Below are 16,533 nucleotides of genomic sequence, written 5' to 3'. Positions count from 1 at the left end.
CTGCACGAGGACTGCGGCAATCAAGCAGACAAGTTGGGGCTTTTCAAGGAAGCTTGCCGCGGTTTAGGGAGGACCGTGGTCCCAAGGCCGTGGTCCCGGTTAACCAGTGCGCAGCATGACGCAGATTGCCTTTATCCTGCTTTGTCACAAGGACCCCGAGGGGATCATCGCCCAGGCGCTGCGGCTGACGGCCGGGGGCGACTGCATTGCGATCCATTTCGACGCCCGCGCCAATCCCTTCGACCATGCCCGCATCCGCGGCGCGCTGGCGGACAATCCGCGCGTGACCTTCACCCGGCGGCGGGTGAAATGCGGCTGGGGGGAGTGGAGCCTGGTGGCTGCGACGCTGGAGGCCCTGCGCGCCGCCGAGGCCGCCTTTCCCGCGGCCACGCATTTCTACATGCTCTCGGGCGACTGCATGCCGGTCAAGACGGCGGAATATGCGCATCGGTGGCTGGAGGCCGAGGATGTGGATCATATCGAGAGCTTCGACTTCTTCACCTCGGACTGGATCAAGACCGGGATCCGGGAAGAACGGCTGATCTATCGCCACTGGTTCAACGAGCGCCGGCGGAAGCGGCTGTTCTATGCCTCGCTCGACTGGCAGAAGCGGCTGGGGCTGAGGCGCCGGGTGCCCGCGGACCTGAAGATGCGCATCGGCAGCCAGTGGTGGTGCCTGCGCCGCCGCACGGTCGAGGCGGTGCTGGAGCTGGTCGCAAGGCGGCGCGACCTGGTGCGCTTCTTCCGCACCAGCTGGATCCCGGACGAGACCTTCTTCCAGACCCTCGTCGCCCATCTGGTCCCCGACCGCGAATTGCGCAAGCGCACGCCGACCTTCCTGATGTTCACCGATTACGGGATGCCGGTGACCTTCCACGACGACCATCTCGATCTGCTGCTCGGCCAGGATTACCTGTTCGCCCGCAAGATCAGCCCGGAAGCGAAGCTGCTGAAGAACAGCCTTGGCGCGCTCTATGCCGAGACCGGGCGCAGCTTCGACACCGGCGGCGACGGCAAGCGGCAGTTCGAGTTCCTGACCGCCCGCGGCCGCGAGGGGCGCCGCTTTGCCCCCCGCTTCTGGGAGGCCGAGGCCAGTCTCGGCCACAGGCGCACGCTGATGCTGGTGACCTGCAAGAAATGGCATGTGGCCAAGCGCCTGGTCGAGAGGGTGCGGCAGGCGACCGGACTGCCGGCGGTGGACTATCTGTTCAACGAGGAGGCCACCCCCCTGCCCGACCTTGGCGGCATCCAGAGCCGCCTGGAAAAGCGGATGCGCCACCGCCGGGCGCTGGTGCGGATGCTCTTCGACTACTGGGGGACCGACCGGCTGGTGCTGTGCCTCGATCCGGCCTCGACCGACCTGATCCAGGACTTCTACGCCGACCGGGCGGAGGTGCGGCTTCTGGAGATCGGCTGCGACTTCAGCGACGACTACCTGATCGGCCACGCCCGCCGCGTCGGGCTGGCCGGGCCGCACACCCCGGCCTCGGCCTTGGCGCGGCTGTTGCCGACGATCCGCTACGACCTGCGCTTCGAGAGCGACCGGCTGCGCGACATGGACCTTTCCGGCCACCATCGCATCCGCCAATCCGCCAGCCCCGAGGAAAACGCCTCGCCCCTGGCGGAATTCCTAGGTATCCCGGTGGAAGTGGCGCGCGAGATCGCGGCCACCGACTATCTGTTCGTCGATTGAAGAAAGGCTGTGCCCATGGGCTGGACCTACGACCCCACCAATATCTTCGCCCGCATCCTGCGCGGCGAGATCCCGAACCGGACCGTGATGGAGACGCCGCATACGCTGGTCTTCCACGACATCCGGCCGCTTGCCCCGGTGCATGTCCTGGTGATCCCGAAAGGCGCCTATGTCAGCCTCGACCATTTCGCGGCCGAAGGATCCGAGGAGGAGATCGTCGATTTCCACCGCACCATCGCCAAGACCTGCGCGATCCTGGGGCTGTCGGGCGAGGACGGGTTCCGCGCGATCTCGAACACCGGCGACCACGGGCACCAGGAGGTGCCGCACTACCACCTGCACATCCTGGGCGGCCGCCCGATCGGCCGGATGATCGAGCCGGCCTGAGCGGGGGGCCCTGGCCGGCCGCCGGGGGCGCTGCCCCCGGACCCCCGGAGTATTTCCACCAGGGGAAATCCGGGGGTCAGGCCCCGATCAATGCGCCGCCGCCCAGGTCGGGCCCTGCCCGGCCTCGACCGCGAGATGGACCTTCAGCGCGACGGCGGGACGGGCGGCGCTTTCCATTACCTCCTTCGCGACCGGGATCAGGCGGGGGACGTCGGTCTCGGCCACCTCGAACAGAAGTTCGTCATGGACCTGGAGCAGCATCTTCGCGTCGAGCCCGGCGATGGCCGCGGGCATGCGGATCATCGCGCGGCGGATCACGTCGGCCGCCGTGCCCTGGATCGGCGCGTTGATCGCCGCGCGCTTGGCGAAACCTGCCCCCGGACCCTTGGCGTTGATTTCGGACGTATGGATTTTCCGACCGAAAAGCGTCTGCACATGGCCGTTCGACTGCGCGAACTTGACAGTATCGGACATATAGGTCCGGATGCCGGGAAAGCGTTCGAAATAGCGGTCTATGAAGCCCTGCGCCTCGGCCCGGGGGATGCGCAGGTTGCGGGCGAGACCGAAGCCCGAGATGCCGTAGATCACGCCGAAGTTGATCGCCTTGGCCTTGCGCCGGATCTCGGGGGTCATCTGGTCCAAGGGCACGTTGAACATCTCGGACGCGGTCAGCGCGTGGATGTCGATCCCCTCCTCGAAGGCGCGGCGCAGCTCGGGGATGTCGGCGATATGGGCGAGGATGCGCAGCTCGATCTGGGAGTAGTCGAGCGACACCAGGACCCGGCCCGCGGGGGCGACGAAGGCCTCGCGGATGCGGCGGCCCTCCTCGGTACGGACGGGGATGTTCTGCAGGTTCGGGTCGGTCGAGGCCAGCCGCCCGGTGTTCGCCCCGGCGATGGAATAGCAGGTATGGACCCGGCCGGTATCGGGGTTGATCGCCTGTTGCAGCGCGTCGGTATAGGTGGATTTCAGCTTGGCGATCTGCCGCCAGTCCAGAACCCGGGCGGCCAGCCGCGCGCCCTGCGGATGGCTGTCCTCCAGCGTGGTGACGTCTTCCAGCACATCGGCGCCGGTGCCATAGGCGCCGGTCTTGCCGCGCTCGCCCCCCGGCACCTGCATCCGGTCGAACAGGATCTCGCCCAGCTGTTTCGGCGATCCGACATTGAACGGTTCGCCGGCGATAGACTGGATCTCCTCCTCGAGCTGCACGAGCTTTTGCGCGAAGACGTTGGACATGCCGCGCAGGACCTCGCGGTCGACCTTGATCCCGGCCATCTCCATCTCGGCCAGGACCGGGACCAGCGGGCGCTCCAGCGTCTCGTAGACGGTGGTCACCCCGGCGCGGTGGAGCTGCGGCTTGAAAAGCTGCCAGAGCCGCAGGGTCACGTCGGCATCCTCGGCCGCGTATTTCACCGCGTCGTCGAGGGCGACCTTGTCGAAGGTGATCTGCGACTTGCCCGAGCCGAGGAGCGACTTGATCGGGATGCACTGGTGGCCGAGGTAGCGGTCGGCAAGCTCGTCCATGCCATGGCCGTTCAGGCCCGCCTGCATGGCATAGCTCATCAGCATCGTGTCGTCGAAGGGCGTGATGCGGATGCCGTTCCGGGCGAAGATCTTCCAGTCGTATTTCATGTTCTGGCCGATCTTCAGCACCGCCGGGTCTTCCAGCACCGGCTTCAGCGCCGCCAGCACATCGGCAAGCGGCAGCTGGTCCGGCGCCAGCGCCGTCGCGCCGAAGAGGTCGCCGCCGCCGGTGGTGTGGCCCAGGGGGATATAGGCCGCCTGCCCCGGATCGACGGCCAGCGAGATGCCCACGAGCGCGGCCTGCATCTCGTCAAGGCTGGTGGTCTCGGTGTCGACGGCGACATGGCCGACCTCGCGGATGCGGGCGATCCAGCGGTCCAGCGTGGCGGAGTCACGGATGCGGACATAGGAGGCGTGGTCGAAGGGCAGGGGCTCCTCGTTCGACTGCGTCTCCTCCTCGCGGGGGGTGACCTGCAGTTGCGAGGTCTCGGGCAGCGACGGGGGTGCGATGCCCAGCTTGTCGGCCACGCGCTTCGTCAGGGTGCGGAACTCCATCTTCGCGAGGAATTCCATAACCTTGTCGGCCTCGGGCAGCCGGATCTCCAGATCCTCGAGCGTCGCGTCGACGGGCGTGTCATCCTGCAGCGTCACCAGCTCGCGGCTGATGCGGATGCGGTCGGCGTTCTCGATCAGGGTATCGCGGCGCTTGGGCTGCCTGATCTCTCCGGCGCGGGCCAGAAGCGTGTCGAGGTCGCCGTATTCCTGGATCAGGAGCGCCGCCGTCTTCAGCCCGATGCCCGGCGCGCCCGGCACGTTGTCGACGCTGTCTCCGGCCAGCGACTGCACGTCGATCACCCGGTCCGGCGGGACGCCGAATTTCTCGATCACCTCGTCGGGGCCGATGGTGCGGGACTTCATCGGGTCGAACATGTCGATCCCCGGCCCGACCAGCTGCATCAGGTCCTTGTCCGAGGAGATGATCGTGCAGCTTCCCCCCGCCGCCACCGCGCGCCGCGCCAGCGTGGCGATGATGTCGTCGGCCTCGAAGCCCTCGGTCTCCAGGCAGGCGACGTTGAAGGCCCGCGTCGCCTCGCGCGTGAGGGGGAACTGCGGGCGCAGATCCTCGGGCGGCTCGGGGCGGTTGGCCTTGTAGTCGGAATAGATCGCGTTGCGGAAGGTCCTGGAGGAATGGTCGAAAACCACCGCCAGATGCGTGGCGGCCTTGTCCCCGTTCGACCCGTTCGACCGCGACAGCTCGTTCCACAGGATGTTGCAGAAGCCCGCGACCGCGCCCACCGGCAGGCCGTCCGACTTGCGCGTCAGCGGCGGCAGCGCGTGGTAGGCCCGGAAGATATAGGCCGAGCCGTCGATCAGGTGCAGGTGGTGGCCCTTGCCGAATGTCATGTCCCTGGCCCCCCTTGGCTGGCTTGGGCCAGTATTGCCACGAAGCCCGGCGGGGTGCCACCCTGCGGATGGGCGGGGCCGCGAAGCCCCGCCCGAGGTCCGGGTCAGAGACCCTTGATCGCTTCGCAGATCTGACGCATGTGGGCGTCGTTCTCGAACATGTTGATCTCGGCCGCCGTCGTGCCGGCCGTGGTCGAGTCGGTCGCAGTGCCGCCGCCCGACGCCGAAGCGTCACCGCCCTCGCTTTCCGACGCCTGGTTCATCAGCTTCTCGCAGCGGTCGCGCAGCGCGGTCTGGTCCTCGGGGCTGATCGTGGCCCATTGGGTCTGGATCTCGGTCGCCGGGCGCAGCGTGGTCATCTCGGTGTCGCTATAGAAGGCCGGCCCCACGCGCGAGGACATCTCGGCCTCCATCCGGGCATCGGCGCCGGCACTGTTGCCGGTGGCCTCACCCGTGGCGTCGCCCTCGGTCTGGGCAAAGGCCGGAACGGCCAGAAGGGCAGCGAAAAGGGTTGCATAGAGTTTCATCTTCTATCTCCGGATTGGATGGCTCCTTGGCAAACCCCGGGCAAGAGCGGGGCCGCCGTCCGGGCGGGCCGCTTCCAGCCAAGGTTCGCGTCCCCAACCGGGCCGGGGCCGGGTTGTTCCCGGGCCCCCGAAACAGGAAAAGACGCTGCGCGGGTCCTTGCCGCCGTCAGATCGGCGCGCCGGCGCCCGCCGCGCGGAACCAGCGCAGGATCGCCGCGCGTTCCTCGGGCTCCATGAAGCTGAGGTTGCCCGGCGGCATGGCATGGGTCACACCGGCCTGCAGGTAGATCCGCCGCGCCTCATGCGCGATCTGGGCCTCGGTCTCCAGCACCACGCCCTTCGGCGGCCGGTGCAGCCCCTCCCACGAGGGTTCGGCCGCGTGGCACATGCTGCAGCGGCCCTGCACGATGCCGACGACATCTTCGAACCCCTCGGCCGAGGCATAGGTCAGCGCGGCCCCCTCCAGCTTGGCCTCGCCCTCGACCAGCCGCATCGGCGCGGTCGAAAGCCAGGCGATGGCCAGGAACAGGACCAGCGTGACGCCCCAGGTCCAGTAGGGGCTGCCCTTGCGGGCATGGCGGCTGTTGAACCAGTGCCGGATCGTGACGCCCATCAGGAAGACGAGGCTGGCGATCACCCAGTTCCACTTTGTCGCGAAGACCAGGGGATAATGGTTCGACAGCATCAGGAAGACGACCGGCAGCGTCAGATAGTTGTTGTGGGTGCTGCGCTGCTTGGCGATCTTGCCGTATTTCGGGTCCGGCTTCCGCCCCGCCTTCAGGTCGGCCACCACCACGCGCTGGTTCGGCATGATCACGAAGAACACGTTCCCCGACATGATGGAGGCGGTGAAGGCCCCCAGATGCAGCATCGCCGCCCTTCCGCTGAAGACCTGGGTGTAGAACCAGCTCATCCCCACCAGGACCACGAACAAGGCCACCATCAGCAGCGTCTGGTTGGCGTTCACGAAGACCTTGCAGATCGTGTTGTAGGCCAGCCAGCCGAAGGCCAGCGAGGCCAGCGAGATCGCGACGGCCTGCCAGACCGAAAGCTCCATCACCGTCGGGTCGATCAGGAACAGCTCGGCCCCGAGGTAATAGACCAGTACCAGCATGGCGAAGCCCGACAGCCAGGTCGCATAGCTTTCCCATTTGAACCAGACCAGATGGTCCGGCATCGCCGAGGGCGCGACCAGGTATTTCTGGATGTGGTAGAACCCGCCGCCATGGACCTGCCATTCCTCGCCATCCGCGCCCGAGGCGAGGTTGCGGTCCCGGTGCAGGCCAAGGTCCAGCGCGATGAAATAGAAGCTCGACCCGATCCAGGCGATCGCGGTGACCACATGCAGCCAGCGCACCGCGATCTCGACCCAATCCCAAAGCACCGCCCAGTCGTACATGCCCGCCCCCCCGGTCTGCCGCCTTCACGCTATACCGTCGCACACCTTTCTGTTAATTCAGCGAAAGCCCGCATCACTTTCAAGCCGTGCCGAAAAATGGCCCCCGCATGTCCTATGTGAACAATATCCGCATGTTCGTCCGCGTCTACGAACTGGGCAGCATGTCCGCCGCCGCCCGCGACCAGCGGACCTCGCCGGCGGTCGCCTCGGCGCGGATTTCGGAACTGGAGAAACATCTCGGCGTAAGGCTCTTCGCCCGCACCACGCGCAGCCTGCAAGCCACGGAAAACGGCCGCATCTTCTATGACGGCGCGCGCCGGGTGCTGGAGGCGATCGACGAGGCCGAGGCCGCGGTGATGGACCTGACGCAGAACCCGCGCGGCACGATCTTCGTGGCGGCGCCGCTGGGAATCGGGCGGCGGCTGATCGCGCCAAGGGTGCCGTCCTTCAAGGAGCTTTACCCCCAGATCGACGTGCGCCTGCGCCTGTCGGACCGCGGCATCGACGTGGTGGCCGAGGGGATCGACGTCTCCTTCCACCTCGGGCTGCTGGAGGATTCGACGCTGAAGGTCCGCACCATCGCCGACTGCCCGCGCCTGCTGTGCGCCGCCCCCGCCTATGTCGCGCGGCGGGGGATGCCGGCCGACGGGGCGGCGCTGGTCCATGACCGGCACGACTGCCTGAACCTGCGCTTCCCCGGCGCGAAAGAGTTCCAATGGACCCTCCTCACCCCGGAGGGCCCGCGCCGGTTCGAGATCTCGGGCCCGTTCGAGAGCGACGACGGCGACGTGCTGACCGGCTGGGCGCTGGACGGGCACGGGATCGTGCTGAAACCGCTGTTCGAAGTGGCCGAGCATCTGCGGACGGGCCGGCTGGTCCCGGTCGCGGCCGCCACGCCGCCGCTGCCGGTGCAGCTTTCGGCGCTGAGCCAGCACCGGCGGCTGAAGGACCCCAAGGTGCAGCTTTTCACCGATTTCATGGCCAACCAGATCCGCGAGGACCTCCGCCGCGCCAGTCTTCCCGCACAAGGTGGGTGACTCATCCACCCTGCCCCGGCACCGGATCTGCGGCCCCGTAAGGTAGGCGATCCGCCCTCCCGGCATGAAGAAGGGCGGGACCCGAAAGCCCCGCCCTTCCCAAAGCCCCGATCCGGGATCACATCGGCAGCGGCTGCCCGTTCACCAGGATCTGCATCCCCTCCTTGGCCTCGATCTTCGAGGTCAGCGCATCGTCGCCCGAGGGCACCATGAACATGCCCATCATCATCCGGGCGCCCATCGCATCGTCCTCGGTGATCAGCCCGGTCGCGATCAGCCCGTCGATCAGCGCATTGGCGCCGGTCACGGTCACGTTCGCCTCGCCCAGCGGCGCCGGGAAGCCCATCGAGTTGTCGAAGGTGAAGGCCCCGGTCCCGGTCAGGGCCGCGCCTGCGACCTTCAGCAGGACCTCGTTGATGTTCAGGCTTTCCGGCTGCGGCACCGGCGGCTCGACCCCGGTCTCTTCCGCGGCGATCATCGCCGGCAGGTCGATCCTGGTCTTGCCCGACAGGTCGATCACCAGATCCGCCGCGTCACGCTTCAGCGCGCCCTGCGGGTCGAACAGCGCCCAGGTCTCCTCGTTCAGGCTGAACTGGCTCAGCTTGACCAGGAAGGAATAGTCGCCCGCGGCCTCGGCGGCCGTCACCGGCATGCTCAGCCCGAATTCGATCGGCCCCGAGGTCACCTTGACCGGCGCCGGCATCATGCCCGAGGTGCCCTCGATCTCCAGCCCCGAGCCGGCCGACTTGAGCGACAGGCTGTCCTTGTTGAACAGGCCCGAAGCCTCGCCGCCACCCGCCTTGATGGTCAGGTTCATCGGCATGTAGGGGCTTTCCTGGTTCATCGTGCCGCTGGTCTCGCCCTGCTTGCTGGCGAAGGTGACCGAAAGCCCCTCGTTCAGCGCGGTGGCGAAGTCCGGCGCCATGCCGCCCGCCGCCGACATCGAGGTCGGCAGCACCAGGTCGAAGGCCATCTCCACCGCGGCGGTGGTGCTGGTGCTGGTCTGCTTCATCTCCAGCGACGGGTCGTCCATGCTGGTCGAATAGGCCAGCGTCTCGGCCTTCATGTCCAGCCCGAAGGCGCGGTTGGCGCCGGGGGTGTCGGAATAGGTCCCCGACAGGCCCGCAAGCCCGACCGTGCCGGAATTCTTCACTTCCGGCGCGGGCGAGCCGTCCAGCGACACGCCCGGGGAGGTGGCGTCATAGACGAGGTCCAGCTTCGCCGCGCCATAGTCGTAGGCCAGGCCGCCGTCGGCCTCGCGCGCGACAAGCGTCAGCCCGTCATGCGTCACCTTGACCGAGCCCTTGGTCTCGCCCGCGAGCTCCAGCCCGATATTCGCACCCGGCGCGATGCTGACCGAACCGTCGGCGGCCTCGGTCAGGGTCATGTCCGAGATGGTGATCCCCGATTCTCCGGCCGGAGCGATGGAGACGCCGTTCAGCGTCAGCACGCCGCCGGAATTGTTCTCGGTCGCGGCCTTCACCTCCAGCCCGGCCGAGGCGCCCGCGTCCTTCCACGACTGCCACACCTGGTCCGCCGTCAGCGCGAACGAGGCGGTGCTTCCCATCAGGAAGACGGCAGCCGGCGCCACCAAATAAGACGTCATACGAAACATGCGGTTTCTCCTTAACCCCTGCAATGGACGGCTGCACAAAATACCCTCTCGCCGCCCTTCGCAAGTGGCGGTTTCACGACCATCATAACGCTTGTGTCAGGACCCGCGATAGGTCGAATAACCGAAGGGAGAGATCAAAAGCGGCACATGGTAATGCTGGCCGGCATCGGGCACCCCGAAGCGGATCGGAATCTCGTCCAGGAACAGCACGTCCCCGCCCGCCTGCCCGCTGGCGCGCAGATAATCGCCCGCCCGGAACAGAAGCTCGTAGCTCCCCGCCGCCAGCGCCGCCCCCTCCAGCAGCGGGCCGTCGGTCCGTCCATCGGCGTTGGTGACGACCTCGCGCAAGAGGCTCCGTCCGGTGTCCTCCAGCCGGTAAAGCAGGATCACCACGCCCGCGGCAGGCTTTCCCCGCGCGGTATCCAGCACATGCGTCGACAAGCGCCCCATGACACCCCCCCGATTTGCCTGCATCTGACCACGAAACCCCCGCCCCCGCGACCCTGCATTGCGCACATATGACCTTTCGTGAAATCCTGAAAATATCTTCGCCCCTCCTGGCCTAACCTTCCCGCGAAGGAGACCGACCTTGAACCGCTATCCCCGAGATTTCCGTGGCCACGGCCCCACGCCCCCCGATGCCCGCTGGCCCGGCGGCGCAAAGATCGCCGTTTCCATCGTCCTGAACTACGAGGAGGGCGGCGAGAACAACCTTCTGCACGGCGACGCCCAGTCCGAGGCCTTCCTCAGCGACATCGCCGGGGCCGCGCCCTGGCCGGGGATGCGGCATTGGAACATGGAGTCGATCTACGACTACGGCGCCCGCGCCGGGTTCTGGCGCCTGCACCGGCTGTTCACCGGGATGGAGATTCCCGTCACGATCTACGGCGTGACCTCGGCGCTTGCCCGCAACCCCGAGCAGGTCGCCGCGATGAAGGCCGCCGGGTGGGAGATCGCCAGCCACGGCCTGAAATGGGTCGACCACCGCGACATGGCCCCCGAGGAGGAGGCCCGCCAGATCGCCGAGTCCTTCCGCCTGCACGAGGAGGTGGTGGGCGAGGCCCCGCAGGGCTGGTATACCGGGCGGTGCAGCATGAACACCGTCCAGCTGACCGCCGAGACCCGGCGGCTGGCCTGGATTTCCGACACCTACGACGACGACCTGCCCTATTGGCGCGAATATGGCGACCACGACCAGCTGGTGATCCCCTATACGCTGGAAGCCAACGACATGCGCTTCGCCACCGCGCCGGGCTACATCACCGGCGAGCAGTTCTTCCAGTATCTGAGGGACAGTTTCGACACGCTCTATGCCGAAGGCGAGGCGGGTGCGGCCAAGATGTTCTCGATCGGCCTGCACTGCCGCCTGATCGGCCGCCCCGGCAAGATCGCCGGGCTGAAACGCTTCCTCGACCATGCGAAATCGCATGACGGCGTCTGGTTCCCGCGCCGGATCGAGATTGCCGAGCACTGGAGAAAAACCCATCCGCACAAGCGGTTCGAGCGGCCGTCGCAGATGCCGCGCGAACGCTTCGTCACCCGCTTCGGCTCCATTTTCGAACATTCCCCCTGGATCGCCGAGCGCGCCTTCGATCTGGAGCTCGGCCCCGCGCATGACAGCGCCACGGGCCTGCACAACGCGCTGGCCCGCATCTTCCGCTCGGCCACGCCCGAGGAACGCCTCGGCGTCCTGAAGGCCCATCCCGACCTTGCGGGCAAGCTGGCGGCGGCCAGACGGCTGACGCCCGAGTCCACCGCCGAACAGGCCTCCGCCGCGCTGGACGCGCTGACCGACGAGGAGCGAAGCCGCTTCCAGCGGCTGAACGAGGAGTATGTGCGCAAGCACGGCTTCCCCTTCATCATCGCCGTCCGCGACAACAGCAAGGCCTCGATCCTCAAGGCCTTCCAGACCCGCATCGACAACGACACCGCCACGGAATTCGCCACTGCCTGCAAACAGGTGGAACGCATCGCCGAGCTTCGCCTGAAGGATCAACTGCCATGACCGGCTACTACGCCCCGCCCGGCGGCCTGCCGCCGCAGACCGCGCTCATGACCCAGCGCGCGGTCTTCACCACCGCCTATGCCTTCATCCCCAAGGGCTGCTTCTCCGACATCGTCACCAGTTGCCTGCCCGGCTGGACCCGGACGAAGCTCTGGCTGATCGCGCGGCCCATGTCGGGCTTCGCGGAAACCTTCAGCCAGTATGTGATGGAGGTCCAGCCCGGCGGCGGCTCCGACGCCCCCGATCCCGAGACGGGCGCAGAAGCCTGGCTCTTCTTCACCGGCGGCCTCGCCACCCTCACCATCGACGGCACCGGCTACGAGATGGAGGACGGCTCCTACGCCTATATCCCCGCCGGATCGCGCTGGACCCTCCTGGCCGAGGGCACCCAACCCGCCCGCTTCCACTGGCTGCGCAAGATCTACGAACCCGCCCCCGGCACCCCCGCGCCCGAAGCCTTCGTCATCAACGAACGCGACGTCCCCGTCCGCTGGATGCCCGACACCGGCGAACGCTGGGGCACCACCCGCTTCGTCGAACCCGAGGACATCCGCCACGACGCGCATGTCAACATCGTCACCTTCCAGCCCGGCGGCGTGATCCCCTTCGAGGAGACGCATGTCATGGAACACGGCCTCTACGTGCTCGAGGGCAAGGCCGTCTACAAGCTGAACCAGGACTGGGTCGAGGTCGAGGCCGGCGACTTCATGTGGCTGCGCGCCTATTGCCCGCAGGCCTGCTATGCCGCCGGACCCGGCCGCTTCCGCTATCTCCTCTACAAGGACGTCAACCGCCACGCCAGGCTGCGCGGCCCCGGCGCCTTCGGTCCCGCCCGATGAGCGCCGCGCGCCTGCGCCTTCGGCACTCCTCGCTGGCCGCCCGCCCTGCGACGAGCGGTCGAAGACCGACGAGGAGCGGCCGATGAGGTCCATCCGCCCCGCCCCCCTGACGCCCGAGGCCTTCGCCCCCTTCGGCGACCTGCTCGACGCAACCGGCGCGCACCGCCTGATCAACGCGGGCCTCTGCCGCCGCCACCACGACCGCGCGGCGCTGGACTTCGGACCCGAGGGCCGCGCCGGCATCTCGATCTTCCTGGCCGAACCCCGCGCCCTGCCCTACAGCTTCGACCTGATCGAGCGCCACCCCGAAGGCTCCCAGGCCTTCCTGCCGATGACGGAACACCCGTTCCTCGTCATCGTCGCCCCCGGCCCGGAGGCGGTCCCGCTGGCCTTCCTGACCGACGGCACCCAGGGCATCAACCTGCATCGCGGCACCTGGCACGGCGTCCTCACCCCGCTCTCCGCGCCCGGCCGGTTCGCCGTCGTGGACCGGATCGGCAGCACCCCGAACCTGGAAGAATACCGTTACAGCCAGGCCTGGACGGTCCTGGCCCCCTGAGGGGTCCTTAACCGGAGCACATCCCGGGGCGATGTGCAGACGGCGCGAACAGAAAGCCCCGAGGGAAAGGTAGTGAACGAATGACCCAGCAGGTCCACCCCGTGGACGAGGTTCTGGCCCCGCCCAAGCTATTCACGCTTGGCCTCCAGCATGTCCTTGTCATGTATGCCGGCGCCGTCGCGGTGCCGCTGATCGTCGGCCGCGCCCTGAAGCTGGAGCCCGCCGACGTGGCCTTCCTGATTTCCGCCGACCTTTTCGTCTGCGGCCTGGTCACGCTGATCCAGTCGCTTGGCGCGACGCAATGGTTCGGGATCAGGCTGCCGGTGATGATGGGCGTCACCTTCGCCGCCGTGGGCCCGATGGTGGCCATGGCCAATGCGAGCGGCGGGCCCGAGGGCGCGCGGGCGATCTTCGGCGCGATCATCGCGGCCGGGATCATCTCGATCCTCATCGCCCCCTTCGTCAGCCGCATGCTGCGCTTCTTCCCGCCGGTGGTGACCGGCACGATCATCCTGGTGATCGGCGTCAGCCTGATGCGGATCGGCATCAACTGGATCTTCGGCAACCCGGTCGGCCCGACCGCGCCGATGGTCGTCGACCCGGCCCATGCCGAATGGCTGAAGGCCGTGACCGAGGGAGCCGCCGCCGGCACGATCTCCGGCCTGCCCGAGTTGCCCGCGAAATTCTCCGCCGCCGCGACCCTGCCGAACGAGGCCTACGCCCCCCTCGGCAATGTCGCGGTCTCGACCGTGGTCCTGGTCTCGATCCTGCTGATCGCGCGCTATGCCAAGGGGTTCCTGTGCAACATCTCGGTGCTCCTCGGCATCGTGATCGGCGCGATGATCGCGGTCGCCCTGGGCAAGATGACCTTCGCCAAGGTGGCGGATGCCGCCTGGTTCGGGATGATCACGCCCTTCCACTTCGGGATGCCGACCTTCGACCTGGTGATGATCGTGACCATGGTGCTGGTGATGATCGTGGTGATGATCGAATCGACCGGCATGTTCCTCGCGCTCGGCGACATGACCGGCAAGCCGGTGACCCAGCCGATGCTCTCGGCGGGCCTCAGGACCGACGGCCTCGGCACGCTGATCGGCGGCATCTTCAACACCTTCCCCTATACCTCGTTCAGCCAGAACGTCGGCCTCGTCGGCGTGACCGGCGTCCGCTCGCGCTTCGTCTGCGTCGCGGGGGGCGCGATCCTGATCGTGCTGGGGCTGGTGCCGAAGATGGGCGCGCTGGTCGAATCGATCCCCACCATGGTGCTGGGCGGCGCGGGGCTGGTGATGTTCGGCATGGTCGCCGCGACCGGGATCCGCATCCTGGCCGGCGTCGATTTCGGCCGCCGCAACAACCTGTTCATCGTCGCGGTCAGCCTTGGCATGGGGATGATCCCGCTGGTCGCGCCGAACTTCAAGCAGTGGATGCCGCACGAGATCCACCCGCTGATCGAATCGGGCATCCTGCTCGCCTCGATCGCGGCGGTGATCCTGAACGCCTTCTTCAACGGCACGCAGGGCTCGGTCGCAGAGGCGAAATCGGCCGCCGCGCTCGCCGATCACTGACGGAAGGGGCCGGGGGAGTCCCCCGGCCACAGCTCCGCTTCCGGCGGCAATGTCCTCAGGCCACGATCTCGCGCGGGACGACGAAATCCGCCGCCACGCCCGAGCCGAAGCCGACCGAGGCCCAGTCCGGCGCGTCGAAATCGACCACCAGCGTTGCCCCGGTCGGATAGCGCTGGAAGTCCGGCGTCGCGGGCGGATGCGCCACCAGCCGCTGGGCGAATTCGGCGATGCCGGGATTGTGGCCGATCATCATCACCACATCCGCCGTCGCATGGCGCAGGACCGCCATCATCACATCCGGCCCGGCATGGTAAAGCACGGGCTTCAGCTCCAGCACCGGGGTTCCGGGCAGCGCCGGGGCAATGCCGGAAAAGGTCTTGCGCGTGCGCAGCGCGTCCGAGCACAGCACCTCGCCGGGGATATAGTCGCGGCTGGCCAGCCATTGCCCCAGATCCGCCGCCGCCGCCTTGCCGCGCTCGTTCAGCGGGCGGTCGTGGTCGGGCATCATCGGATCGTCCCACGAGGATTTCGCGTGCCGCGTCAGGATCAACCGCTTCATTTGTGAAACTTTCCCATGTGATAGGCCGACTGTTCCGGCAGTCTTGCATAGCTTTGCGACAGCGGGCAAGCGCGGCGCACCAGGCAGCCGCCAGTCATGCATTCCGCCCCCTCGGGCCGGTCCAGAAAAGCATGGCACGCGGGCACGTCATAGCCCGCAGCACCCAGCGCGCCGGCCGGGCAGGCGCTCAGGCAGGGGGCCGGGCAGGTCCCGCAGGGCTTCGCGACCGGAGGCGGCACCGGCACCGCCTCGCGCAGCGCCAGCGCGCCGCGAAAGCTGACCATCAGCCCCTGCCCGGCATGGACCAAAAGCCGCACCGGACTGTCCCAGGCCCGCCCCGTGCGCAGCGCCCATTGGTAGAACGGATGATAGGGCGGCCCGCCGAAGGGAAACAGCGCCTTGGCCCCCAGGTCGCAGGCGATCCGCCCGATCACCCGCCGCGACCAGCGGTCCACCGGATCGGGCGCGCCGTCCCATTCCGGCGCCGCCGTCAGATGTGCCCAGAACTCAGGCTCCCTCGGCCCCAGAAGCAGCAGCGTCCGCGTGCCCGGCGGAAAACCCGCCTCGTCCCCGGCGACGGCAAAGCCGCCCAGCACCTCCAGCCGCTCCTCGGCCAGCCGCGCCTCTAGCGCCGGAAGAAGGGCAGCCCCAGCACCCATCCCAGCCGCATCGTCCTGTCGTCCTGCCATTCCAGCCCCACCACCATGCCGTCCTGCCCTGCCTTCGGTTCTGGCACATGGGTCCCGAAGAGCCTGTCCCAAAGCGACAGGGCAAAGCCGTAATTGCTGTCATGCTCCTCACGGTGGACCGAATGGTGCACCCGGTGCATGTCCGGCGTCACCAACACCAGCCGCACCACCCGGTCCAGCCAGGGGGGCAGGCGCAGATTCGCATGGTTGAACATCGCCGTGGCGTTCAGCGCGATCTCGAACAGCACCACCGCCAGCGCCGAGGGACCAAGCAGATAGACCAGCCCGGCCTTGAGCATCGCCGAGCCCGCGATCTCGACCGGGTGGAAGCGCAGGGCCGTCGTCACGTCGAAATCGCGGTCGGCATGGTGCACCCGGTGAAAGCGCCACAGGATCGGCACCTTGTGCGTCACCAGATGCTGCGTCCAGATCGCAAGGTCCAGGATCAGCATCGCCAGCACGACCTCCAGCCAGGCAGGCCAGCCAAGCGCATTGAACAGGCCCCAGCCCAGCCGCCCCGCATCCAGCGCCGCCGCGACCGCCAGGATCGGCAGCGCCAGCGCCAGCGCCCGGAGCGTCAGCGTGTCGATCACCACCAGTCCGAGGTTCGTCGCCCAGCGCCGCGCCTTCGGCTGCAGCGGCGGCCGTCGCGGGGCCAGCCGCTCCAGCCCCGCAAGCGCCAGAAGCACCGCGAGGAACACCCCGACCCGCCAGAGAACCTCATGCTCCAC

Annotated in this window: 15 protein-coding genes; 7 read left to right on the top strand and 8 right to left on the bottom strand. The window is 67.8% G+C overall.

All coding sequences use genetic code 11. The features are described 5' to 3' along the window. Window positions 1-115: 115 nt before the first annotated feature. Entirely contained in the window at window positions 116-1,693 is a 1,578-nt protein-coding gene (locus I7S92_RS06255; protein WP_197642627.1) for a DUF5928 domain-containing protein, read from the top strand. A 15-nt stretch (window positions 1,694-1,708) separates the two neighbouring features. Next, a complete protein-coding gene (locus I7S92_RS06250; RefSeq protein ID WP_197642626.1) occupies window positions 1,709-2,080 on the top strand; it encodes an HIT domain-containing protein in 372 nt (123 codons plus the stop codon). Between the two features lie 87 nt (window positions 2,081-2,167). Here the strand turns inward: I7S92_RS06250 and polA are convergent, their stop codons facing one another. The 3 genes from polA to I7S92_RS06235 form a co-directional block, all read right to left on the bottom strand. After that, entirely contained in the window at window positions 2,168-5,008 is a 2,841-nt protein-coding gene (polA, locus tag I7S92_RS06245; RefSeq protein ID WP_197642625.1) for a DNA polymerase I, read from the bottom strand. Window positions 5,009-5,112: 104 nt separating this feature from the next. Further along, window positions 5,113-5,535, bottom strand: a complete 423-nt coding sequence (locus I7S92_RS06240) for a hypothetical protein (RefSeq protein WP_197642624.1) — start codon at window positions 5,533-5,535, stop codon at window positions 5,113-5,115. Window positions 5,536-5,701: 166 nt separating this feature from the next. Further along, window positions 5,702-6,934 (bottom strand): urate hydroxylase PuuD, encoded by a 1,233-nt coding sequence (locus I7S92_RS06235; RefSeq protein WP_197642623.1) that lies wholly within the window; start codon window positions 6,932-6,934, stop codon window positions 5,702-5,704. A gap of 107 nt (window positions 6,935-7,041) precedes the next feature. On the opposite strand from I7S92_RS06235, the gene I7S92_RS06230 reads away from it, so the two are divergent. After that, entirely contained in the window at window positions 7,042-7,971 is a 930-nt protein-coding gene (locus I7S92_RS06230) for a LysR family transcriptional regulator (protein WP_197642622.1), read from the top strand. 118 nt (window positions 7,972-8,089) lie between these two features. Here the strand turns inward: I7S92_RS06230 and I7S92_RS06225 are convergent, their stop codons facing one another. Together I7S92_RS06225 and uraH are read right to left on the bottom strand one after the other, a co-directional pair. Further along, on the bottom strand, window positions 8,090-9,586 hold the full coding sequence (locus I7S92_RS06225) for a DUF2125 domain-containing protein (RefSeq protein WP_197642621.1): 1,497 nt from the start codon (window positions 9,584-9,586) through the stop codon (window positions 8,090-8,092). Window positions 9,587-9,682: 96 nt separating this feature from the next. Next, window positions 9,683-10,036: a hydroxyisourate hydrolase gene (uraH, locus tag I7S92_RS06220; RefSeq protein ID WP_197642620.1), complete on the bottom strand. Its 354-nt coding sequence runs from the start codon at window positions 10,034-10,036 to the stop codon at window positions 9,683-9,685. Window positions 10,037-10,175: 139 nt separating this feature from the next. Here uraH and puuE point away from each other — a divergent pair, with 139 nt between their 5' ends. From puuE to I7S92_RS06200, 4 genes are all read left to right on the top strand, one after another. Further along, a complete protein-coding gene (gene puuE / locus I7S92_RS06215) occupies window positions 10,176-11,591 on the top strand; it encodes an allantoinase PuuE (protein ID WP_197642619.1) in 1,416 nt (471 codons plus the stop codon). Further along, window positions 11,588-12,430 carry a bifunctional allantoicase/(S)-ureidoglycine aminohydrolase gene (locus I7S92_RS06210; protein ID WP_197642618.1) on the top strand — a complete coding sequence of 281 codons (843 nt, stop codon included), beginning with the start codon at window positions 11,588-11,590 and terminating at the stop codon, window positions 12,428-12,430. The genes puuE and I7S92_RS06210 overlap by 4 nt, the downstream gene beginning before the upstream one ends. 82 nt (window positions 12,431-12,512) lie before the next feature. Then, window positions 12,513-12,989, top strand: coding sequence for an ureidoglycolate lyase (locus tag I7S92_RS06205; RefSeq protein WP_197642617.1), 477 nt, complete (start codon window positions 12,513-12,515; stop codon window positions 12,987-12,989). Between the two features lie 80 nt (window positions 12,990-13,069). After that, entirely contained in the window at window positions 13,070-14,554 is a 1,485-nt protein-coding gene (locus I7S92_RS06200; RefSeq protein ID WP_197642616.1) for a nucleobase:cation symporter-2 family protein, read from the top strand. Window positions 14,555-14,609: 55 nt separating this feature from the next. Here I7S92_RS06200 and I7S92_RS06195 read toward each other — a convergent pair whose 3' ends face one another. From I7S92_RS06195 to I7S92_RS06185, 3 genes are read right to left on the bottom strand one after another with little or no spacing between them, the layout of a single operon-like run. Continuing rightward, entirely contained in the window at window positions 14,610-15,113 is a 504-nt protein-coding gene (locus tag I7S92_RS06195; protein WP_197642615.1) for a SixA phosphatase family protein, read from the bottom strand. Further along, window positions 15,110-15,772 (bottom strand): ferredoxin, encoded by a 663-nt coding sequence (locus tag I7S92_RS06190; RefSeq protein ID WP_197642614.1) that lies wholly within the window; start codon window positions 15,770-15,772, stop codon window positions 15,110-15,112. Before I7S92_RS06190 ends, I7S92_RS06195 begins: the two co-directional genes overlap by 4 nt. After that, the gene (locus I7S92_RS06185; RefSeq protein ID WP_197642613.1) at window positions 15,739-16,533 is read right to left on the bottom strand and encodes a sterol desaturase family protein; all 795 of its coding nucleotides are present in this window, start codon (window positions 16,531-16,533) and stop codon (window positions 15,739-15,741) included. The genes I7S92_RS06190 and I7S92_RS06185 overlap by 34 nt, the downstream gene beginning before the upstream one ends.

The organism is Tabrizicola soli (genome assembly GCF_015999335.1).
Taxonomy (GTDB): Bacteria; Pseudomonadota; Alphaproteobacteria; order Rhodobacterales; family Rhodobacteraceae; genus Tabrizicola; species Tabrizicola soli.
The sequence above is the reverse complement of the archived record's forward strand: the minus strand, read 5'-3'. Positions and strand labels throughout refer to the sequence as shown.